Below are 20,980 nucleotides of genomic sequence, written 5' to 3' on the forward strand. Positions count from 1 at the left end.
GGCTGTCGGCGGCTCAGTGGCGGCCCGGCCCGGTGCGGCGGCGCAGGTACCGGACCGCCACGCCCATGCCCGTGGCGACGAGTACCCCGCCGCCCAGCAGGGTGAGGGTGCCGTAGTCCTTCGTGGCACCGCCGAGGCCGCCCAGGACACCGCGCGAGGGCGTGGGCGACGGCGAGCGGAAGGGGGAGGGCAGCGCCGTGGCGGAGATCGTCGGGGCACCCGAGACGACGACCGCCTGGGTACCGGCGGTGCGGCCGTCCCTGCAGACCACGGTGACCGTGTAGGTGCCGGCACCGACGTTCGTCCAGGCGGCGGACTGCGCACCGCTCGTGCCGGTCAGCGTCGCCCGGCTGCCCCGGGCGAAGTCGGTGCGGCCGCCGGCGAGCAGGGAGGCCCGGCCGAAACTGCCGTCGGCGTTCATGGCGGAGCACGCGCCGGTGCTCACCTTGACCGAGGACCCGACGGTACTCACCGAGATCCCCGCCCCGGCCTGCGCGGTGCCCACGAGGAGGAGGGGGAGCGAGGTGGCGGCGGCCGCGGCCAGGGCGGCGCGCGGAAGCATCGGTGCGGTACGCATAGGGCTGCCCTCCGGCGGCACGGCCGGCGGTACGTCTTGCGCCGCCGCAGATCGGGGAGCCCCGTGCTGCCTCAGGCCGAGCCAACGTGTCCGGGGCCCCGCGCGCACCCGGACATCGCCCGGCCGGGTGAGGGATTCCCGCGTCCGGCGGAGGACGGGCCCGGAGCGGCACCGGTCCGCCACCGGTACCGGCCGGCCCGGCAGAGGGTTCCGGCCGGCCAGTCAGGGGGCCGCTGGGCGGACGTTACGCTCGTCCGGCCCCGTCGCGGTGGCCCGCCGCCTCCCGTACCGGCACCGTGGGGCGGGTGACCGTCAACGTCCCCCGCAGACGCTTCCGCCCCGCGAGACGCCTCCGCCGCGCGCGTGTCCCGTCGCTCGCGCTGGCCCTGGCCGGCGCCGCCCTGCTCGCCTCCGCCCCGCCGCGGGACCCGGTACCCGCCGAGGGCGCCGTCGGTGCCGCCGCCCTGCTGGCCGGGCTGGGCGACTGCCGGCCGCTCTCCCAGGGGCACTACCGCAGCGACCGCGGCGCCCGCGCGGACATCCCCGTGTGCGGCACGCGCGAGGTGGTGTTCTGGAAGGCCGACATGGACATCGACTGCGACGGCCGGTCCGGTACCCGCTGCAACCGGCGCACCGACCCGTCCTTCCAGCCGGCCACCGCCTTCCGGCAGTCCGACGGGCGGTACCTGGACGCCGAGACGCTGCCCTACGTGGTCGTGCCCGGTCCGAGCCGCATCTGGGACTACCGCGCCCACGGCATCCGCGGCGGTTCCGTCGTCGCCGTCGTCCACCAGGGCCGCGTGCGGTACGCGGTCGTCGGCGACACCGGCCCGACGGACATCATCGGCGAGGCCTCGTACGCCACGGCCCGGGCGCTCGGCCTCAGCCCGGACCCGCGCAGCGGCGGCGCCGCCGGCGGGGTCACGTACATCGTCTTCAAGAACTCCCGGGTGACCCCGATCGAGGACCACCGGCAGGCGGCGGAACAGGGCGAGGCGCTGGCGCGCGCGTTCCTGCGCGGGGGATGAGGAGCCTTCGTCCCCTCCCGCCCGTCACCACCCCCGTGACCATCCCCATCACCACCCCCGTCATTCCTTCCGGTAGGAGTACGCCTCCCGCGCCGCCGCCTCCACCGCCGTGAGGTCCGCGCCCGCCGAGGCCGTGACGAGCGCCGCCACGGCGCCCTCGACGAAGGGGGCGTCGAGCAGACGGGTGCCGGCGGGCAGTTCGTCCCCCTCGGCGAGGAGCGCCTTCACGGTGAGGACCGCGCTGCCGAGGTCCGTCAGAACCGCTACTCCGGCCCCGCGGTCCACCGACGCGGCCGCCGCAGCCACCCGTTCCGCGCTGGTGCCCAGACCGCCGTCCGCGGTGCCGCCCGCCGCGGCGACCGGAGCGGTGTCACCGCCGCCCGCGAGGCCCACCGCGAGCTCGGCGACCGAGGAGGCCACCGCGGCGCTGTGCGACACGAGCACGATGCCGACCTGCCCGGCGGCCTGCTTGCCCTCAGACATCGGCGGCCTCCACGAGGGCGGCGACCAGCAGGGCGGCGGACGTCGCGCCGGGGTCACGGTGGCCGACGCTTCGCTCGCCCAGATAGCTCGCCCGGCCCTTGCGCGCCCGCAGCGGGATCGTCGCCTCGGCGCCCCGCTCCGCCGCGTCCGCCGCCGCGGCGAACGACTCCCCGAGCGCGTCGACGGCCGGCAGCAGCGCGTCGAGCATCGTCTTGTCCCCGGGCGCCGCCCCGCCGAGCACCGCCACCGCCTCCACGCCCGTACGGAACGCGTCCCGCAGCTGCTCCTCGGTGACCTCGGCCGCGTCGGCGCCGAGCGCCTTGCCGGTGCGGCGCAGCAGGGTGCCGTACAGCGGCCCCGACGCCCCGCCCACCGTGGAGATGAGCTGCCGCCCGGCGAGCTGGAGGACGGCGCCGGGCGTCGGCGGCGCCTCCTTCTCCAGCGCGGCCGCGACGGCGGCGAAACCGCGCCGCAGGTTGCTGCCGTGATCCGCGTCCCCGATCGGGGAGTCGAGGGCCGTGAGCCGCTCGGCCTCGCGGTCCACGGCCGCCGCGGCGGCAGTCATCCAGCGGCGGAAGAAGTCGGCGTCGAGCACGTAAATCTCCTTGCGTGGTACGGGAAGCGGCGGTTGAGGTGGTCGAAGGGGACGGGGACGTGGCACAGGCCCTCAGACGCCCCAGCGCAACCCCGGCGTCCGCACCGGGGCGTCGTACAGCCGCAGCAGTTCCTCGTCGATCTGGCACAGGGTCACCGAGGCGCCGGCCATGTCGAGCGAGGTGACGTAGTTGCCGACGAGGACGCGTGCCACGGGCACACCCCGCTCGGCGAGCCGGCGCTGCACCTCAGCGTTGAAGCCGTACAGCTCAAGCAGCGGGGTGGCGCCCATGCCGTTCACCAGGACCAGCACGGGGTTGCGCGGGTTCAGGTCCTCCAGGACGGCGTCGACCGCGAAGTCGGCGATCTCCCGGGAGGTCATCATGGCGCGCCGCTCCCGGCCCGGCTCACCGTGGATGCCGACGCCGAGCTCCAGTTCCCCGCCGGGCAGGTCGAAGGTGGGGCTGCCCTTCGCCGGGGTCGTACAGGCCCCCAGCGCGACACCGAAGCTGCGCGCGTTGTCGTTGACCTTCCGGGCCAGCGACTCGACCTGCTCCAGGGGCCGGCCCTCCTCGGCGGCCGCACCCGCGATCTTCTCCACGAACAGTGTGGCACCGGTGCCACGCCGGCCGGCGGTGTAGAGACTGTCGGTCACGGCGACGTCGTCGTCGACCAGGACCCTCGCGACCTGGATGCCCTCGTCCTCGGCGAGTTCCATGGCCATGTCGAAGTTGAGCACGTCACCGGTGTAGTTCTTCACCACGAAGAGCACGCCCGCACCGCTGTCCACCGCGGCCGCCGCGCGCACCATCTGGTCCGGAACGGGCGACGTGAAGATTTCCCCCGGACAGGCCGCGGCCAGCATGCCCGGCCCCACGAACCCCCCGTGCAGCGGCTCGTGCCCCGAGCCGCCACCGGAGACGAGCGCCACCTTCCCCTCCACCGGCGCGTCCCGGCGTACGACCACCCGGTTCTCGACGTCCACGGTCAACTCGGGATGGGCGGCCGCCATACCCCGCAGGGCGTCCGCGACGACGGTCTCCGGGACGTTGATGAGCATCCTCATGGGTACCTCCTGGTGAGGTTATCGGGTGCGGCTGTGACCTGCGTTTTGCCTGGTCAGACAGGGTGGTGCGAGTCGTCGATCCTGACGGTCCGTGGCGGTCGGAAGCGGTCTCCGGCGGTACTGATGCTGACTTGACGCCCTTTTTGATGACGGTCCGTCAGATCTGTGGGCTGCTGCGGGCTGGTTGGACGCCGGTCGGCGGGGCGCTCGCTATCGGCAGTATCGACCTTGCAGCAGCGAAGGTCACGTGCGAAGGGGCGTGGGTGTGCTGGGGGCTGGGCTGCCGGTTGCGCCGCGACGCGCCAGGACGCCGAGAGATTCAGAAGCGGCGGGTCTCGGTGGCCAAATCGCCCTGGTTCCGGGCGCGGTGCTGCTTGGGCAGGCTGTGTCTGAGGTCGGCGTTGACCAGCTCGTCGGGGTTCAGCTCGGGCGAGTACGGCGGCAGGAGGTGCAGCTCGACGTCGTCGGGGTGGGCGGCGAGCCAGTCGCGGGCCTTCTTGGAGCGGTGCGCGGAGTGACCGTCGACCACGAGACGGACCTTGCGGTCGAAGTGGCCGGCGAGGCGCTCCAGGAAGCGGCACATCACCTCGGGGGTGAAGTGTGCTCGGTGAAGACCATGAAGCGCATCCGGCCCTTGGTGCTGATCGCAGACATCGCGTTCACCGAGAACCGGTTCCCGCTCCGCCGCACCACAGGAGTCCTCCCCTTCTCGTCCCAGGTGCGGCCAGTGACCTGGTCCGAGCGGATGCCGACCTGGTCGGCGAAGAGGATCTCGCCGCCGTCCTCCTTCACCTTCGCACCGGTCTTGGGCCAGGTTTCCTGGTGCCGGCGCCGGACAGCTTCGGGGTCCTGCTCGACGGCCCGCATGTCGGGGCGCTGGAATGACAGCCCCCACCGCTTCTGGTACTTGCCGACCCCGGGCTCGGTCAGCCGGTATGCGCTTGGGATGGGCGGCTGCCCTCGTAGCTCGCCGAGCTTGATTCGGGCACGCCGCCAGGAGCAGAAGGCAGGCTCTCGCAAGGCCGCCCACCTTCTCGGAGTTCACGCAGAACCGGCTCGGCTCGTCGGTGTCAGCGACACATGGTGCCGCAGTTCACCGGCGCGGTCCTCACAGCTTGAGGACGACCTTCTCGCAGCGGTCCTTCTTGTTCTTGAACAGGTCGTAACCGGTCGGTGCCTCGGTCAGGGGCAGCCGGTGGGTGATGACCCGGGTGGGGTCGATCCTGCCCTGCTCGATCAGGCCCAGCAGCGGTTTCATGTACCTCTGCACGTGGCACTGTCCGGTGCGCAGGGTCAGGGACCTGTTCATCCAGGCGCCCGCCGGGAACTTGTCGATCATCCCGCCGTAGACACCGATGACCGACACCACGCCGCCGCTGCGGCAGGACAGGATGGCCTGGCGCAGGGCGTGCGGCCGGTCGGTCTCGGAGCGGACCGCCTGCTTGGCGCGGTCGTAGAGGTGGACGTGGGAAGCACCGTGGGTGGCCTCCATGCCGACCGCGTCGATGCACTTGTCGGGGCCCCGGCCGCCGGTTATTGCGAGCAGGGCCGACCGTACGTCGGTGTCCTCGAAGTCGATGGTGGTGTAGCCCTGGGCGGCGGCCATGTCGAGCCGGTAGGTCTCCTTGTCGATCGCGATGACCTTCTCCGCACCCAGGACCCGGGCGCTGTCCATGGCGAACTGGCCGACGGGACCGGCGCCCCAGACGGCGACGACGTCGCCTTCCTGGATGTCGCACATGTCGGCGCCCATGTATCCGGTGGGCAGGATGTCGGACAGGAACAGCACCTGCTCGTCGGTGAGGTCCGACTCGATCTTGAGGGCGTTGGCGTCGGCGAGCACCACCCGGGCGTACTCGGCCTGGCCGCCGGCGAAACCGCCGGTGAGGTGGGAGTAGCCGTAGATACCGGCGGTGGGGTGGCCGAAGAACTTCTCCGAGACGCCGGCGTTGGGATTGGTGTTCTCGCAGCACGAGTACAGCTCCGCGCGGCAGGACGCGCAGGCGCCGCAGGCGATGGGGAAGGGCACGACGACCCGGTCGCCGACGCGCAGTGTGCCGTCGCTGATGCCGGGGCCCACCTCGACGACCTCTCCCATGAACTCGTGGCCCAGGATGTCGCCCTTCTCCATGGTGGGGACGTAGCCGTCGACCAGATGGAGGTCGGAGCCGCAGATCGCCGTAGAGGTGATCTTCACGATGGCGTCGCGGCTGTTCAGGATGGAGGGGTCGGGGACGTCCAGCACCTCGACGGAGTTGCGTCCCGTCCAGCAGTTCGCCTTCATGCCAGGGCCTCCTTCAGCTCGTCCTCGGTCAGCGGCCGGGCCGGGTGCTGCGGGAACTCCCCGCGGGCCCGCTTGCCGCCGGGTGCGCCCTCGGAGCGGACGACCTCGCCGGTCTCCGCGATCTGCTTGAAGCGGCGCAGGTCGTCGTCCAGCTGCTGGTGCGGTTCCTCGCCGAAGTAGCGCGCCACGGCCTTGCCCAGCGCTCCGCCGGGCAGGTCGTAGCGCAGGGTCACCCGGATCTCCGTCCCCCGGCCGCCGGGGGCCGCCACGAAGCGGACCTCGCCGGAGTTGTCGATGTCGGCACCGTCCACCGACCGCCAGGCGATCACCTGGCCGGGAACCTCCTGCGTGGTCTCGGCGTCCCATTCGACCGCCTTGCCGAAGGGCGCGCAGGCCCGCCAGTGGCTGGTGCGGGGGCCGGTGACGCGCACCTCGTCCAGGTGCGCCATGAAGTCCGGCAGCCGCTCCAGATCGCTCCAGAGGGCGTAGACCTCGTCCGGGGGTCGGTTGACGGTGGTGGCCGCGGTCAGTTCCATGGGGGTGTTCCTCCGGGTGCGGGTCACGGCCGCGTAGACGTCCGTGGCCGTGATGGCGGTGACCGCGGCGGTCGCGGCGACGGTGCGTCCGAGACCGCGACCGTCGTGGTTCTTCAGGGCCCGGGCCAGCATGGTCAGGTCCATGAGGTCGCCGCCGACCCGGCCCCAGAGCCAGGCGGGGTGCGGCCGCCCGAGCAGCCCGGTCGCCGCCGCCAGCTCGCGCACACCGACGGCGGTCGTGGCCGAGCGGTGCCGGAAGGCGTCGTCCACGCCCAGGGCCCGGGCGAAGCCCGCCGGGGCGACGACCTGGGGCACGCCCAGGAGCGCACTGGCCCAGCCGAGGCCGCGCACGAGCGGATCGTGCCGTAGGCGGGAGGTGGAGCGGGTGTCTGTCTTCATGAGTGCTCCCCGCGTGCGGTGAGGTGAACGGAAGGCGGGCCACTTGAGTGAGAAGGCGAAGCGCGCATAGTGGACAACACCGGAGTTTCCGCGTGGCCCGCATTCAATCCTCGACTCCCGTCTCGTCGGCTGCCCCGACGACCGCCGGTGGCCCTTGGGGTGTGCCACGGTGCGCAAGAAAGTTCGCGGCTGCGGAAACGGCCAGGACGGAGTCGCGTTACCGAACACCAGCTCGCCGGCAGGCTCAAGGTCGGCATCGACCGGCGCCGGTGTGCGCGCACGGTTCCAGGTCATGGCCGTGCCGGTGCCGACCTTGGTTCCGTTCGACAAGGGAAGAGACCCTCGCGGGCCGAGGCTGACCGGTCCCGCCAGGAGTGCCACGACCGTGACGCCCTGCGACGACACCCGCATGACCGGATCCTCTTTCCCGGTCGGCGGTTCGGGCGCCGCCGAACGGCTACGGCAGTACGGAGCGGCGAGTTCGGCAGACGGGATGTGAGGTGGTTCCACTCGCCTTCGCTGACGTGGCGTTCCGGGGGCCTCGACAACAGGCGGCACTGCCGCGCACCCACGAACGCGAGACGTGTGCCCGGGTGCCGCTCCGGCCCGGCGGGCGAGCGTCCCGCTCTGGTCCAGGACAAGGAGGGTCGGCACCGCCCGCACCTTGAACCGTCGGCTGACCCGTGGATCTTGTCGATTCGCCCCACGAGCACGGGAGAAAGAACCCACACCTCTCGGGTGAGCCGACCCTGGAACGGGTACGCGAAATGGTGCTCGCCTCCGAAGGGACGGAGTGATCCCATGGCCGGCAGTCGGGCGTACAGCCTGTACCACCGCTACTCCGGCCGGAAGGGCAGTCTTCTGCGGGGCAGCACCGGACGGCACCCCACGGCCCGCCCGTCCGCTCGCACGCCGGCCGACCATGCCCTCTTCGAGCTGGTCGCGCTCTCCCGTGCCCTGTTCGACACTTGGGACGAAGGCGAGACTCTGCGCGTGGCCATGGACCACATAGCCGCTGCGGGGCCGTACAGCGTCGAGGCCGGATACCTCAAGGTGGGCGGCGACCTGGTCCCCAGCCCGAGGAACGGACAGATGCATGCCCTGGCCGTGGGCCGGAAGGTGCGGGAACTGGCCGGGCAGGACGGCGACGTGACCGTACCCGGCAGGCCCTGGGGCCGGGCCCTGGGACTGCGCGGACCTGAGGGACTCCACGGCTACCTCGTGGTGACGTCCCGCTCCCGGCCCACCGAGGCCGAGCGATCTCTGCTCGCCACGCTCGTCCGGCACACCGCTGCCGCACTGTCCGTCGCCTTCGCACACCGCCGCCGACGCGAGGACGCGCAGGAGCTGCACCAGCTGAGGGAGGAACGCACAGCCCTCCAACGGCAGCTGATCTCCGTGGTGGCCGAGCTGGGCTACGAGCGAGCCGTTCACGCTCTCATGGCGGACGTCGCTGCCTCGGGTGGCGGCGAGGAAGCTGTCACCCGCGCACTGCACAGGCTCACCGGACTTCCCGCGCTGGTCGAGGACCGCTTCGGCCGGCTGAGGTCCTGGACCGGCCCCGGCCGCCCCGACCCGTATCCCGAACCGGATCCCGTCCGTCAGGACGAAATGCTGCACGCCGTCGCCAAGGAGGCCGGGCCGGTGCGGGTGAAGGACCGGCTGATCACCCTCGTCCGCCCGCACGGCGAGATCCTGGGCGTGCTCGCACTGGTCGATACCCGGGACGAGGCCGACGAGCACACCGTACTCGCACTTGGGCATGCCGCCACGTCGCTCGCAATGGAGCTGGTGCACCTGCGTGATCTGGCTGAAGTGGAGCTGAGGCTGCACCGTGAGCTGGCCGACGACCTCCTGGCAGGGACGGACGAGGCGAGCGCCTACGCCCGGTCAGAGGCGGTCGGACACGACCTGCGGCGCAGCCACCACATCGTCGTGGTGCAGTGGTCGAACCGGACCGCCGACGATTCCTTCGCGCAGACCGTGGGCCGGGCGGCCTCCGCGGTGGGCATGCGCTCGCTGCTGACCCGCCGCTCCGACCACGTCGTCCTCATCGTCGGCGACAGGCCGCACGCCCGCGCGCTGTACGAGGCGCTCGCCCAGGAGACCGGGACAGCGTCCGGGACGATCGGGGTGAGCGCCCCTTGCGACTCCGTGGATGACATCCCCCACCGCTACCAGGAGGCGCAGCGGGCTCTGGAAGTGCGCCGCCACTCCCGCGAGCGCTACGGCACGTCGTTCTTCGACGAGCTCGGCCTCTATCGCATCCTGGGACCCGGCAGCGGTCACCGGGAACTGGAGACGTTCGTCCGAGAGTGGCTCGGGCAGCTCATCGACTACGACTCCCGGCACCACGCGACCATGGTGGAGACCCTGTCCCGGTACTTCGACTGCGGCGGCAACTACGACGAGACCGCGGAATCCCTCGCGATCCACCGCAGCACGCTGCGCTATCGGCTCCAGCGCATCCGCGACATCAGCGGCCACGACCTGGCGGACGTCGAGGACCGGCTGAACCTCCAGGTAGCGACCCGAGTGTGGAAGATCGTGCTGGGCGGGCCCTGCTGACGCCTCGCTTGAACTCACGTGGAAGTGGTGTCAGCGGCAGTTGGGCGGGCTGCCCTGCTACACGCTGCAGCCCCGGCTCGGAAGAGTTCTTCTGTGACCTCGCACCTCGCACCTCGCACCTCGCACCTCGTGCCGGGCCGGACCCTGAGTACCCCGCCGTGAGCCACCGACCTGAATCGTCGTCCCGCCACCTGTCCTCGCAGACCGACCGTCGGTGCCACTTTTCGCCCCGTCGGGCGCAGGCGGGGTGACCGAGCGAACAGCCACTCTGGAGCCTGCGGGGATCGTCCGTCGGTCCACCGGAGAAAAGGTGGCCATGATCGAGGAGGCTCGGACGACCGATGCCTCGTAGGCGACGTACCAGGAAGCCGAACGTGCCGTCGATCACCTCGCCGACCGCGGGCTTCCCATACGGAAAGTGCCCGTCAGCGGTCGGGACGTGCGCACAGTCGAACAGGTGATCGGCCGAATGGGTTACGGCGCGGCGCGGACACGGTGAGCGCCTCCGGGGGCCGCCGCCCGCGCGGTGACCCCGCTCCCAGCTGAACGAGTCCCGAAGCCGGGCGGACAGGGCCCGCAGGATGAACGGTCGCCGACAGACGTCGACCGCCGCGGAAGGAGTTCCTCATGGCCAAGGCAGTGGGCATCGACCTCGGCACCACCAACTCGGTGATCGCCGTGTGGGAGGGCGGCGAGCCGTCCGTCGTCCCCAACAGCGAGGGCAACCGCACGACGCCGTCCGTGGTGGCCTTCACCGACACGGGCGAGCGCCTGGTGGGGCAGCTGGCCCGCCGCCAGGCGATCCTCAACCCCAAGGGCACCATCTACTCGGCCAAGCGGTTCGTCGGCCGGCACTTCGACGAGATCCCCGAGGAGGCCAAGGCCGTCACCTACGACGTCGTACCGGGAGACAACGGCGAGGCCCGCTTCAAGGTGCGTGACAAGTTGTACGCGCCCGAGGAGATCAGCGCCCTGGTGCTGCGCAAACTCGCCGACGACGCCTCCAAGCAGCTGGGGGAACGGGTCACGGAGGCGGTCATCACCGTGCCCGCCTACTTCAACGACGCCCAGCGCACCGCGACCCGTGACGCCGGACGGATCGCGGGACTGGAAGTGCTGCGGATCATCAACGAGCCGACGGCGGCCGCCCTCGCGTACGGCATGGACAAGAAGCAGCACGAGACCGTCCTCGTCTTCGACCTCGGCGGCGGCACCTTCGACGTGAGCATCCTCGACGTCGGCGACGGCGTGGTGGAGGTGCGTTCCACGGCGGGCGACAGCCATCTGGGCGGCGACGACTTCGACCGGCGTCTGGTGGATCACCTCGCGGACGACTTCCAGCAGGAGAACGGCATCGACCTGCGCAAGGACCCGCAGGCGCTGCAGCGTCTGTTCGAGGCGGCGGAGAAGGCCAAGACCGAGCTCAGCTCCGTCACCCAGACCCAGGTCAGCCTGCCGTTCATCACCGCCGACGCCTCCGGGCCCAAGCATCTCACCGCCTCGGTCATGCGGTCCACGTTCGAGCAGATCACCGGTGACCTGGTGGAGCGTTGCCTGGGGCCGGTCCAGCAGGCCATGACCGACGCCAAGGTCGGCGAGAACGACATCGACGAGGTCATCCTCGTCGGCGGTTCCACCCGCATCCCCGCCGTCCAGGCGCTGGTGCGCCGGCTGACCGGCGGCAAGGAACCCAATATGAGCGTCAACCCCGACGAGGTCGTGGCCCTGGGTGCCGCGATCCAGGCCGGAGTGCTCAAGGGCGAGGTCAAGGACGTCCTGCTGCTCGACGTCACTCCCCTGTCGCTGGGCGTGGAGACGCGCGGCGGAGTGATGACGAAGATCATCGAGCGGAACACCACCATCCCGGTGCGCCGCAGCGAGACCTTCTCCACCGCCGAGGACAACCAGCCCGCCGTCGACATCGTCGTCCTCCAGGGCGAGCGCGAACGGGCCGCCGACAACCGGGTCCTCGGCCGCTTCCAGCTCACCGACATCCGGCCGGCGCCGCGGGGCGAAGCCCAGATCGAGGTCACCTTCGACATCGACGCCAACGGCATCCTCAACGTCAGCGCCCGCGACAAGGACACCGGCAAGGAACAGGGCATCACCATCAGCGAGAGCTCCAACCTCGACCGCGGCGAGGTCGAACGCATGGTCCAGGAGGCCGAGAGCAACCGGGGCCAGGACCAGGCACTGCGCGAAGCCGTCGACGCCCGCAACGAACTCGACGCGATCGCCTACCAGGTCGAGAAGCGCGTGAACGAACTGGGCGAGGCCGCGCCCGCGCACGAGAAGGCGCGAGCCGAGATGCTGGTGGCGGAGGCCCGCGACGCGGTCAAGAACGAGGCCGGAGCGGACAAGGTCAGGCCGCTGATCTCCGAACTCCAGCAGGTCCATGCCGGGCTCGCCGCCCACCAGGCCGGAGGGGCGACGGCGAGTGGCCCGTCGGACACCACCGGACCGGACAGCTCCGGGCAGGGCGGGGCCGGCACCGACGAAGACGTGATCGACGCCGAGTTCGACAAGGGCTGAGGTGCCCGCCATGCCCATTCCTCCCCAGGACCGATCGTCCGACCCGCCGCCCGAAGGCGCCGCACAACCGCCGCAGGGACACCTGCCCGAGCCCGCGCCGCCGACCACGCAGGCCGAACCGGGACCCGACACGGCCACCGGTCCGGCCGGGGCCGAGGACGACTACGCGGCCGCGCTGAAAGAGGTCGAGGACCGCTGGCGACGTGCCCTCGCCGACCTCGACAACCTGCGCAAGCGACACGCCAGGGAACTGGACCGGGAGCGCGCGGCCGAACGCGCCCGCACGGCCGCGGCCTTCCTTCCCGTCGTCGACAACCTCGAACTGGCCCTGAACCACGCGGGCTCCGGCCCCGGGGCGATCGTCGAGGGGGTTCGCGCCGTACGCGATCAGGCCGTGTCCATCCTCGAACGCCTTGGCTACGAGCGTCACGCCGAGACCGGCGTCCCGTTCGACCCCTCTTGGCACGAGGTCGTCGGCGTGGTCCAGGACCCCGACGCCGAACCGAACACCGTGGCGCAGGTGCTGCGCCCCGGCTACGGCGCGGCCGAGCGGCAGCTCAGGCCGGCCGCCGTGACCGTCGCCAAGCGGGAGTGAGCGGCCATGGCACGCGACTTCTACGAAGTTCTCGGGGTCCCGCGAGACGCCGACAAGGACGAGATCCAGCAGGCGTATCGCAAGCTGGCCCGCAAGCACCATCCGGACGTCAACAAGAACCCCGCGGCGGAGGAGCGGTTCAAGGAGATCAACGACGCCTTCAGCGTCCTGTCCGACCCCGACCAGCGGGCCCGCTACGACCGCTTCGGCGAGGACTTCCGGAAGGTCCCCGAGGACTGGGAGGAGCGGGTCGGTGCGGGCGCGGGACCCGGTGGCGGCTTCCGCCGGCCCACCGGGGGAGGCGCCCGGGTCCGGTATGCCACCGGCGGCTCCGGCGCGGAGGGCGTCGACGTCGACGACCTGTTCGGCTCGTTCTTCGGGGGCGCCGGACGGGTGCGCGCCCCCGGAGCCGACCAGGAGGCCGAACTGCCGCTCACCGTCGAGGAGGCCTACCGCGGAGGCCGCCGCACCGTCACGCTCGCCGGACCCTCCGGGCAGCGGCGCTACGAGGTCGACGTGCCGCCCGGCGTGGTCGACGGGCAGCGCATCCGGCTGGCGGGCGAGGGCGGCAGAGGCAGTGGCGACGGCTCCGCGGGGGACCTGTATCTGCGGGTGCGGATCCAGCCGCATCCCCGGTTCCGCCTGGACGGCCGGGACGTGTACGTGCAGCTTCCGGTCACCCCCTGGGAGGCCGCGCTGGGCGCGACGGTTCCGGTGTCCACGCCGGGCGGGGCGACGGCCAAGGTGACCGTGCCCTCCGGGTCCTCCAGCGGCCGGCGGCTGCGGCTGCGCGGCGAGGGCATGCCGAACCCGCGCGGCACGAACGGCGACCTCTACGCCGAGCTCCGGATCATGGTGCCGTCCAGGCCCGGCGACCGGGAGCGCGAACTGTTCGAGGAGCTCGCCGCCGTCTCCTCGTTCGACCCCAGGAGGACACGATGAGCGACCCACGCCTCGAAGCGCACCAGGCGTCCCGGCCGACAGCTCCCGCGCCGGCCCGCGGCCGGTACGCGATCGTGCCGGTGCCCAGGCTCTCCCTGCAGACCGTGGCCCGCCGCTCCGGCGTCCATCCCGACCTCGTCCGCCGGTTCGTCGCTCTGGGCCTGGTCGAGGCCGGGCGTGACGCCTCCGGAGGGCTGGTGTTCGAACCCACGGCACCGGCCGCCCTCGCCCGCGTCCAGCGGCTGCGCACCGGGCTGTGCCTCAACTACGCATCCATCGGCCTGGTGCTCGACCTGCTGGACCGCATCAGCCTGCTCGAAGCCGCCCTGCGTCGCACCGGTACGAGGAGTGAAACACCCCCATGGACATGAACCGTCTCACCCAGAAGTCCCAGGAAGCCCTCCAGGAGGCCCAGACCGCGGCCGTCCGCATGGGGCAGACCGAGGTCGACGGGGAACACCTGCTGCTCGCTCTCCTCGACCAGGATGACGGCCTGGTCCCGCGACTCGTGCAACAGGCGGGCGGCGAGCCCCAGGAACTGCGGGCCGCCGTAGAGGAGGAACTGTCCCGGCGTCCCAGGGTCACCGGCCCCGGCGCGGCACCCGGCCAGGTCTTCGTCACCCAGCGCCTGTCCCGCCTGCTCGACGCGGCCGAGCGGGAGGCCAGGCGCCTCAAGGACGAGTACGTGTCCGTGGAGCACCTCCTGCTAGCCCTGGCCGAGGAGGGCTCGGCGACCGCCGCCGGACGCCTGCTCAAGGAGCACGGCGTGACCCGCGAGTCGTTCCTGAGCGCGCTCACCCGGATCCGCGGCAACCAGCGGGTCACCTCCGCCAACCCCGAAGTGGCCTACGAGGCCCTGGAGAAGTACGGCCGCGACCTGGTCCTCGAGGCCCGCTCCGGGCGGCTGGACCCGGTCATCGGCCGGGACGCCGAGATCCGCCGCGTCACCCAGATCCTCAGCCGCAAGACCAAGAACAACCCCGTCCTCATCGGCGACCCCGGCGTCGGCAAGACCGCCATCGTCGAGGGCCTGGCCCAGCGCATCGTCCGCGGCGACGTACCCGAGGGCCTGCGCGACAAGACGGTGTTCGCCCTCGACATGGGCTCCCTGGTCGCCGGCGCCAAGTACCGCGGCGAGTTCGAGGAACGCCTCAAGGCCGTGCTGTCCGAGGTGAAGGCCGCCCAGGGGCGCATCCTGCTCTTCGTCGACGAACTGCACACCGTCGTCGGCGCGGGCGCCGCCGAAGGGGCCATGGACGCGGGCAACATGCTCAAGCCGATGCTCGCCCGCGGCGAACTCCACATGATCGGTGCCACCACCCTCGACGAGTACCGCCAGCACATCGAGAAGGACGCCGCCCTCGAACGCCGTTTCCAGCAGGTCCTGGTCGACGAGCCGAGCGTGGAGGACACCATCTCCATCCTGCGCGGACTGCGCGAACGCCTGGAGGTCTTCCACGGCGTGAAGATCCAGGACACCGCGCTGGTCTCCGCGGCCACCCTCAGCCACCGCTACATCACCGACCGGTTCCTGCCCGACAAGGCCATCGACCTCGTCGACGAGGCGTGTGCCCGGCTGCGTACCGAGATCGACTCGATGCCCGCCGAACTGGACGAGATCACCCGTCGCGTCACCCGCCTGGAGATCGAGGATGCGGCCCTGTCCAAGGAGACCGACCCCGCCAGCAAGGCCCGCCTGGAGGAGCTGCGCAGGGAACTGGCCGACCTGCGCGGCGAGGCCGACGCGAAACGCGCCCAGTGGGAGGCCGAACGGCAGGCCATCCGCCGTGTGCAGGAGCTGCGTCAGGAACTGGAGCAGGTCCGCCACGAGGCGGAGGAGGCCGAACGCGCCTACGACCTCAACCGCGCCGCCGAACTCCGCTACGGCCGCCTCCAGGACCTGGAGCGGCGGCTCGCCGCGGAGGAGGAGCAACTGGCCGCCAAACAGGGGCAGAACCGGCTGCTGCGCGAGGTCGTCACCGAGGAGGAGATCGCCGAGATCGTCGCCGCCTGGACCGGCGTCCCCGTCGCCCGCCTCCAGGAGGGCGAACGCGAGAAGCTGCTGCGCCTCGACGAGATCCTGCGCGAGCGCGTCATCGGCCAGGACGAGGCCGTCCAGCTCGTCGCCGACGCCATCATCCGCGCCCGCTCCGGCATCCGGGATCCGCGCCGCCCCATCGGCTCGTTCATCTTCCTCGGCCCGACCGGCGTCGGGAAGACCGAGCTGGCCAAGACCCTCGCGGCGGCCCTGTTCGACTCCGAGGAGAACATCGTCCGCCTCGACATGAGCGAGTACCAGGAGCGGCACACCGTCAGCCGGCTCATGGGCGCACCGCCCGGATACGTCGGCTACGAGGAGGGCGGCCAGCTCACCGAGGCCGTCCGCCGCAAGCCGTACTCGGTCGTGCTGTTCGACGAGATCGAGAAGGCGCACACCGATGTCTTCAACACCCTGCTGCAGGTCCTCGACGACGGCCGCATCACCGACTCCCAGGGCCGCACCGTCGACTTCCGCAACACCGTGATCATCATGACGTCCAACATCGGCTCCGAGCACCTCCTCGACGGCGTCAGCGCCGAGGGCGAGATCCAGCCCGACGCCCGCGCCCTGGTGATGGGCGAGCTGCGCGGGCACTTCCGCCCGGAGTTCCTCAACCGCGTCGACGACATCGTGCTGTTCAAGCCGCTCGGCGAGCGGCAGATCGAGCGCATCGTGGACCTGCAGTTCGACGAGCTGCGCCACCGCCTCGCCGACCGCCGCATCACCGTCGAACTGACCGAAACGGCGAAGGAGCACATCGCCAAGCAGGGCTACGACCCGGTGTACGGGGCCCGGCCACTGCGGCGTTACATCTCCCACGAGGTCGAGACACTCGTCGGACGTGCCCTGCTGCGCGGCGACGTCCAGGACGGCGCGACGGTCCGCGTCGACGCCGAGGCGGGGGAACTGGTGGTCACCTACGACCGGCCCGAGGACGTGAAGGGAGCGCGGACGGCATGAGCACGCTGCAGGCGACGACCGTCGGTTGTCCCCACTGCGGGCGCACCAACCGGGTGCCCGTGGCCGCGGAGGGCCGCCCCGCATGCGGCCAGTGCAAGCAGCCCCTACCGTGGGTGGCGGACGCGGGCGACGACGACTTCACCGAGGTCGCCGAGCGGGCCGACATCCCCGTCGTGGTCGACCTGTGGGCCACCTGGTGCGGCCCCTGCCGCATGGTCAGCCCCGCACTGGAGAAGGTCGCCACCGATCTCGCCGGCCGCATCAAACTCGTCAAGGTCGACGTCGACAGGAACCCGCGGCTGGCGCAGCGGTTCGAGGTCCAGGCCGTACCGACACTGCTGGTCCTCGACCAGGGCGAGACGGTTGCCCGGCAGACGGGGGCGGCGCCCGCCCCCGCTCTGCGCCAGTGGGTGGAGCAGTCGATCACACCCCGAGAAAGGTGATCCGGATGACCCAGTACGCAGACCCCTGCCTCGCGCTTGTCCGGCCGGTCCAGTCGCTGACCCCGCAAGGGTGTCAGGGGTGTCTGCTGCTCGGCTCCCCGTGGGTCCACCTGAGGCTGTGCCTGACTCGCGGGCACGTCGGCTGCTGCGACTCGTCGCCGAACAAGCACGCGCGCAGGCACGCCGCTGCCGACGCCCATCCGATCGTGCAGTCGTTGAAGCCCGGCGAGGAACCGGTGCCGGGGAAGCGGGCTCCGGACCCGCCGGCCTCGCTGCCGCGGTGCACGCCGCCTCCGAGGGCCTGAGCTGTCGTTTCAGGTCCGGCCGGAGCATGGCGATCGCCCCCAGCCCCGTCCGGCGGACGGGCGATCGTGTCTCCTACCGCTTGTGGCCGTTGCCGTGTCCGTCGGGATGCAGGACCACCTTGGTCCAGCCCTCGTCACGGGCGTCGAAGTGCTCGTAGGCGGTGGGGGCCTCGTCCAGGCCGAGCTCGTGGGAGACGACGAAGCTCGGCTTCGCCTTCCCACCGGCGATCAGATCCCGCAGCGCCCGGTTGTACTTCTTCACCGGAGCCTGCCCGGTCCCCATGCGCTGGCCCTTGAACCACATCTTCCCGAAGTCGATCGGGACCTTGCCCTGGGCCTCCAGCTCGCCCTGGGCCTCCGTGCCGCCGGGGTCCTCGGGCAGGAACACGCCCACCACGCCGATGTCGCCGGTGAACCTGACCGAGTCGATCAGCCCGTTGAGCGTGAGGCCGGCGTCCTCACGGCCTTCGTGGTCGTGGGCCTGGTAGCCGACGCATTCACAGCCGTTGTCGGCGCCCAGCCCGAGGGTGGCCTCCTTGACGACCTCCGCCGGGTCCTGCTCGGCGGTGTTGATCGGGATGGCCCCGAGCTCCTCCGCCTTGCGCAGCCGGTCGGGCTGGTGGTCGGCCGTCCAGACGCGGCCGGCGCCCTTGAGGAGTGCGGAGTAGGTCGCCATCAGCCCGACGGGACCGGCCCCGAAGACGATGGTCTGGTCGCCCGGCTTGACGTGGGCCATCTCGGTGGCGTGGTAGCCGGTGGGGAAGATGTCGGCGAGCATCACGTAGTCGGCCTGCCGCTCGGCGGCGTCCTCGCCCAGACGCAGCGCGTTGAAGTCGCCGTAGGGCACGCGCAGCAGCTCCGCCTGGCCGCCCTGGTAGGGGCCCATGTCGGCGAAGCCGTAGGCGGCTCCGGCGAGGGACGGTTCCGGCTGCATGGTCAGGCAGTAGTTGGTCAGGCCCCGCTCGCACTGTTTGCAGAAGCCGCAGGCGATGTTGAAGGGCAGGACCACGTACTGGCCGACCTGGACCTTGCGGACGGCCGAGCCGACCTCCACGACCTGGCCCAGGTTCTCGTGTCCCAGCGTGCGGCCGGACTCGAACGAGGTGCGGCCCTCGTACATGTGCAGGTCCGAACCGCAGATGTTGGTAGTGGTGATCCTGACGATGATGTCGCAGGGGTGCTCGATCTTCGCGTCCGGTACGTCCTTCACGATGACCGTGCGCGGTCCTTCGTATACCGCTGCTCTCATGATGACTTCCCTTGGTGTCGCGGCATGACCGCTGCACGGCGGTGACGGAGAGGGCCCGAGGAGCCTGACTCGCGGGCTTGCCACGCCGGGGCCGTGGCTACGGTGCGCCTCTGCGGGCCGTTCACCTGTGGTGCCGCCATCGGCCCGCCAGGCGGAGCTTCGGTGCTCCGGCGGCCTGCCGTGCGGGTCCCCGTCGGCCTCCGACGCGAAACAACCACGCACCGATCGATCAGCGGATCCTCCGCATCCAGCCGGTCACCAGCCGGTCACCGACCGAAGACACCTTCTTGACTCAGGTCACCGGCTGGTCACCGTGGTCGTCCTCCAGCATGCGGCGACGTTCCTGCTCGCGCTTGGAATAGGCGGCCGCCCGGATCGCCTCGTCGCTCTCCAGGCCCGATCCCAGCGCGCCGCCCACCGTGGCGATCGAAGCGACGAACCAGGACAGCGTCCAGTAATCCGTGGCGTGCAGCGGGGTCCGTGTCACGGAGGCGAATACTTGGCCGTTGAGGATGAACAGCGCCCACACCAAGTTGATGACCAGCAGACCCGCATAGCAGACCAGCACCCCGACACCCACGGTCACGACCGTGGATGCGTTGTACAGAGCCGTCCTCTTCCTCGCCTCCGGCGAGTCCTCCGCTGATCGATCCCACAGGTTCGCGTCCACGATCAGCCAGCCGATCATGAGCGCGACGGACCCGACCATGGCGACCACGAGGCGTGGCGTGCCCAGGGCCCCGGACAGGCTCCAGATGGTGGAGTCCACGGTGGCGACCGCCCCCGTGGCCAGTGCGGCTGCCAGGGCTTTCGACAGCCCCGGCACCAACCGCCACGGCCGGTTGGCGCGGACCATACCGCCGAGCACCCTCAGATAACCGCGCGGCCCGCTGACGACGTACCGCTGATCAGCCGTCTCCTCCTCACCGATCGGGTCCGGGTGAACAGGCGCAAGACGACTGGTGAAACGTCCCAGCGGCTGACGCCGGGGAGGTCCCTCAGCCCCGGTGGCCCGCGGACTCGCCAAGCTGAGCACTGCTTCTTCCACCGCCCGCAGGGCCCTGCTCCGAAAGGTCATGCCCCCCAGCGACGGAAGGGACAGCAGCGCCGAGCCGTGTTCATGACTCAGCTCCACCACGAGCTTGCGCCCGTGCGAGTACAACGGAAGGTCGGTGAGCGCCACGACGATGTCCCAGTGCTCCGCACGCCCGCGGTCCATGATCCGGCGCGTCACCGTGGACAGGTCCTCGGCCCCCGCGGTGAAGGGCTCACTGACCACCTCGACGTCGAACCGTCGCCCCCGGCCCGACTCGTCGGCAAGCCGAGCAGGGAGTACCCGGGCCATGTACCGCGCGATCTCCGTCGGTGCATCCGGATCCGCCAAGAGCGCCACGACCGTCACGCCCTGCGACGACTCCCGCATGACCGGACCCTTTCCGTCGGCTGCCCACCAGTGCCCAGGATGTCCCCGGAATAAGGTCGGTGCCCCATGACACGCTGGCCCCCTATCGGCAGGCGATCGGCAGGCAGAGATGGACTGCCCTTCTCAACACAGGACCCGCACGCATCGCCCAGTCGCGATCGTGTGCACCGGTGGCGGCATGTGATGCGGGCCGGGGCCGTGCCGGAGTGGATGCACCCGAAGGAACGCGATCTATCCGCACCCGCTGGACGTCAGACAACGGCAGACCCGACCCATCGATCCCATGATCCGAACGAAACGGCCAGGAGCGCAGGAAGTCCCGTAGGGGCAGGCTGACCACGTGGGTTCCCTGCCCCGACGGGGCTCGGTCGGCCGGGCGGCGGGTCACCGGCGCCCGGCAGAAGCCGGTGCCGTGTGCGGCGCTCCCCGGCTCAGCCGAAGTTCACGTCGCTGCACCACATGTAGGCCTGGTCGAGGTGCGAGGCCTGCCAGATCACGAACAGGATGTGGTGTCCGGTGCAGCCCGAGGTCCGGACGGGAAACGTGATGTCCTGCGCCGGGGCGAAGCGGTCGGTCCGCGTGATGAAGTCGAGGTTGCCCCAGCCCAGGGTCCGGGTCTTGGGGTCGAAGCCCTGCTTGCTCACGTAGACCTTGAAGTAGTCGGCACAGTGGAACGCCTGGTCGTGCAGCTGGACCCAGGTGATCACCACCGCATTCGAGCGACTGAAAGCATTTCCGGTCCCCGGCTGACCAGCATCGACGTCCTGTCCCGACGAGACATTCCCAGCCGGAGCCGTGGAACCCGGCGCCCACCCGACGCGAGAGCCGGGCCGTCGGCCTGCCCTCCACCGGCCCGCGGACGGCGAGAGCCCACAGGACCACTACGTGGGCCTCACCGCCGGAACCGCTGCGCCTGACGCGGACTGTTCCCCACGCCAGCGCTCGGCGGTCGCCG

Annotated in this window: 17 protein-coding genes and 3 pseudogenes; 10 read left to right on the plus strand and 10 right to left on the minus strand. The window is 71.2% G+C overall.

Annotated elements, in window-relative coordinates; all coding sequences use genetic code 11:
- Positions 1 to 13 precede the first annotated feature (13 nt).
- The gene (locus UW392_RS62815) at positions 14 to 577 is read right to left on the minus strand and encodes a hypothetical protein (RefSeq protein WP_320784485.1); all 564 of its coding nucleotides are present in this window, start codon (positions 575 to 577) and stop codon (positions 14 to 16) included.
- A 305-nt stretch (positions 578 to 882) separates the two neighbouring features.
- Here UW392_RS62815 and UW392_RS62820 point away from each other — a divergent pair, with 305 nt between their 5' ends.
- The gene (locus tag UW392_RS62820; RefSeq protein WP_320784486.1) at positions 883 to 1,605 is read left to right on the plus strand and encodes a glycoside hydrolase family 75 protein; all 723 of its coding nucleotides are present in this window, start codon (positions 883 to 885) and stop codon (positions 1,603 to 1,605) included.
- 60 nt (positions 1,606 to 1,665) lie between these two features.
- On the opposite strand, the gene UW392_RS62825 is transcribed toward UW392_RS62820, so the two are convergent.
- From UW392_RS62825 to UW392_RS62850, 6 genes and pseudogenes are all read right to left on the minus strand, one after another.
- Positions 1,666 to 2,088: a PTS fructose transporter subunit IIA gene (locus tag UW392_RS62825; protein WP_320784487.1), complete on the minus strand. Its 423-nt coding sequence runs from the start codon at positions 2,086 to 2,088 to the stop codon at positions 1,666 to 1,668.
- Positions 2,081 to 2,683, minus strand: a complete 603-nt coding sequence (gene dhaL / locus UW392_RS62830; protein WP_320784488.1) for a dihydroxyacetone kinase subunit DhaL — start codon at positions 2,681 to 2,683, stop codon at positions 2,081 to 2,083. The genes UW392_RS62825 and dhaL overlap by 8 nt, the downstream gene beginning before the upstream one ends.
- A 72-nt stretch (positions 2,684 to 2,755) precedes the next feature.
- Positions 2,756 to 3,748 (minus strand): dihydroxyacetone kinase subunit DhaK, encoded by a 993-nt coding sequence (gene dhaK / locus UW392_RS62835; protein ID WP_320784489.1) that lies wholly within the window; start codon positions 3,746 to 3,748, stop codon positions 2,756 to 2,758.
- A gap of 322 nt (positions 3,749 to 4,070) precedes the next feature.
- A pseudogene (locus tag UW392_RS62840) lies at positions 4,071 to 4,681 on the minus strand (IS630 family transposase); the annotation flags it as partial.
- 175 nt (positions 4,682 to 4,856) lie between these two features.
- Entirely contained in the window at positions 4,857 to 6,032 is a 1,176-nt protein-coding gene (locus UW392_RS62845) for a zinc-dependent alcohol dehydrogenase (RefSeq protein ID WP_320784490.1), read from the minus strand.
- Positions 6,029 to 6,967: an SRPBCC family protein gene (locus UW392_RS62850; protein WP_320784491.1), complete on the minus strand. Its 939-nt coding sequence runs from the start codon at positions 6,965 to 6,967 to the stop codon at positions 6,029 to 6,031. Before UW392_RS62850 ends, UW392_RS62845 begins: the two co-directional genes overlap by 4 nt.
- Positions 6,968 to 7,768: 801 nt before the next feature.
- Between UW392_RS62850 and UW392_RS62855 the strand changes: the two genes are divergently transcribed.
- From UW392_RS62855 to UW392_RS62895, 9 genes and pseudogenes are all read left to right on the plus strand, one after another.
- Complete coding sequence (locus UW392_RS62855; protein ID WP_320784492.1) at positions 7,769 to 9,535, plus strand: PucR family transcriptional regulator; 1,767 nt, start codon at positions 7,769 to 7,771, stop codon at positions 9,533 to 9,535.
- A 367-nt stretch (positions 9,536 to 9,902) separates the two neighbouring features.
- A pseudogene (locus UW392_RS62860) lies at positions 9,903 to 10,034 on the plus strand (hypothetical protein); the annotation flags it as partial.
- Between the two features lie 128 nt (positions 10,035 to 10,162).
- Positions 10,163 to 12,067, plus strand: a complete 1,905-nt coding sequence (gene dnaK, locus UW392_RS62865) for a molecular chaperone DnaK (protein WP_320784493.1) — start codon at positions 10,163 to 10,165, stop codon at positions 12,065 to 12,067.
- Positions 12,068 to 12,077: 10 nt separating this feature from the next.
- The gene (grpE, locus tag UW392_RS62870) at positions 12,078 to 12,662 is read left to right on the plus strand and encodes a nucleotide exchange factor GrpE (RefSeq protein WP_320784494.1); all 585 of its coding nucleotides are present in this window, start codon (positions 12,078 to 12,080) and stop codon (positions 12,660 to 12,662) included.
- A gap of 6 nt (positions 12,663 to 12,668) precedes the next feature.
- Positions 12,669 to 13,604 (plus strand): J domain-containing protein, encoded by a 936-nt coding sequence (locus tag UW392_RS62875; protein WP_320784495.1) that lies wholly within the window; start codon positions 12,669 to 12,671, stop codon positions 13,602 to 13,604.
- Entirely contained in the window at positions 13,601 to 13,975 is a 375-nt protein-coding gene (locus tag UW392_RS62880; RefSeq protein ID WP_320784496.1) for a chaperone modulator CbpM, read from the plus strand. The genes UW392_RS62875 and UW392_RS62880 overlap by 4 nt, the downstream gene beginning before the upstream one ends.
- A complete protein-coding gene (clpB, locus tag UW392_RS62885; RefSeq protein ID WP_320784497.1) occupies positions 13,966 to 16,605 on the plus strand; it encodes an ATP-dependent chaperone ClpB in 2,640 nt (879 codons plus the stop codon). The genes UW392_RS62880 and clpB overlap by 10 nt, the downstream gene beginning before the upstream one ends.
- Positions 16,602 to 17,048: a thioredoxin gene (trxA, locus tag UW392_RS62890; protein WP_320784498.1), complete on the plus strand. Its 447-nt coding sequence runs from the start codon at positions 16,602 to 16,604 to the stop codon at positions 17,046 to 17,048. The genes clpB and trxA overlap by 4 nt, the downstream gene beginning before the upstream one ends.
- Positions 17,049 to 17,053: 5 nt before the next feature.
- Positions 17,054 to 17,353, plus strand: coding sequence for a UBP-type zinc finger domain-containing protein (locus UW392_RS62895; RefSeq protein ID WP_320784499.1), 300 nt, complete (start codon positions 17,054 to 17,056; stop codon positions 17,351 to 17,353).
- Between the two features lie 73 nt (positions 17,354 to 17,426).
- Here UW392_RS62895 and UW392_RS62900 read toward each other — a convergent pair whose 3' ends face one another.
- From UW392_RS62900 to UW392_RS62910, 3 genes and pseudogenes are all read right to left on the minus strand, one after another.
- On the minus strand, positions 17,427 to 18,602 hold the full coding sequence (locus UW392_RS62900; protein ID WP_320784500.1) for a glutathione-independent formaldehyde dehydrogenase: 1,176 nt from the start codon (positions 18,600 to 18,602) through the stop codon (positions 17,427 to 17,429).
- A gap of 292 nt (positions 18,603 to 18,894) precedes the next feature.
- Complete coding sequence (locus tag UW392_RS62905) at positions 18,895 to 20,025, minus strand: hypothetical protein (protein WP_320784501.1); 1,131 nt, start codon at positions 20,023 to 20,025, stop codon at positions 18,895 to 18,897.
- A gap of 431 nt (positions 20,026 to 20,456) precedes the next feature.
- Positions 20,457 to 20,720: pseudogene (locus tag UW392_RS62910) on the minus strand (lytic polysaccharide monooxygenase); the annotation flags it as partial.
- Positions 20,721 to 20,980 lie beyond the last annotated feature (260 nt).

Source organism: Streptomyces sp. CRN 30 (assembly GCF_034105845.1).

Excerpts from the sequence above, each read along its gene's own strand:
- dhaK (WP_320784489.1), bottom strand. The coding sequence starts at position 3,748 with ATGAGGATGCTCATCAACGTCCCGGAGACCGTCGTCGCGGACGCCCTG.
- trxA (WP_320784498.1), top strand. The coding sequence starts at position 16,602 with ATGAGCACGCTGCAGGCGACGACCGTCGGTTGTCCCCACTGCGGGCGC.
- UW392_RS62875 (WP_320784495.1), top strand. The coding sequence starts at position 12,669 with ATGGCACGCGACTTCTACGAAGTTCTCGGGGTCCCGCGAGACGCCGAC.
- UW392_RS62815 (WP_320784485.1), bottom strand. The coding sequence starts at position 577 with ATGCGTACCGCACCGATGCTTCCGCGCGCCGCCCTGGCCGCGGCCGCC.
- UW392_RS62850 (WP_320784491.1), bottom strand. The coding sequence starts at position 6,967 with ATGAAGACAGACACCCGCTCCACCTCCCGCCTACGGCACGATCCGCTC.
- dnaK (WP_320784493.1), top strand. The coding sequence starts at position 10,163 with ATGGCCAAGGCAGTGGGCATCGACCTCGGCACCACCAACTCGGTGATC.
- UW392_RS62895 (WP_320784499.1), top strand. The coding sequence starts at position 17,054 with ATGACCCAGTACGCAGACCCCTGCCTCGCGCTTGTCCGGCCGGTCCAG.
- UW392_RS62900 (WP_320784500.1), bottom strand. The coding sequence starts at position 18,602 with ATGAGAGCAGCGGTATACGAAGGACCGCGCACGGTCATCGTGAAGGAC.
- UW392_RS62845 (WP_320784490.1), bottom strand. The coding sequence starts at position 6,032 with ATGAAGGCGAACTGCTGGACGGGACGCAACTCCGTCGAGGTGCTGGAC.
- UW392_RS62825 (WP_320784487.1), bottom strand. The coding sequence starts at position 2,088 with ATGTCTGAGGGCAAGCAGGCCGCCGGGCAGGTCGGCATCGTGCTCGTG.
- UW392_RS62855 (WP_320784492.1), top strand. The coding sequence starts at position 7,769 with ATGGCCGGCAGTCGGGCGTACAGCCTGTACCACCGCTACTCCGGCCGG.
- clpB (WP_320784497.1), top strand. The coding sequence starts at position 13,966 with ATGGACATGAACCGTCTCACCCAGAAGTCCCAGGAAGCCCTCCAGGAG.
- UW392_RS62880 (WP_320784496.1), top strand. The coding sequence starts at position 13,601 with ATGAGCGACCCACGCCTCGAAGCGCACCAGGCGTCCCGGCCGACAGCT.
- grpE (WP_320784494.1), top strand. The coding sequence starts at position 12,078 with ATGCCCATTCCTCCCCAGGACCGATCGTCCGACCCGCCGCCCGAAGGC.
- UW392_RS62905 (WP_320784501.1), bottom strand. The coding sequence starts at position 20,025 with ATGCGGGAGTCGTCGCAGGGCGTGACGGTCGTGGCGCTCTTGGCGGAT.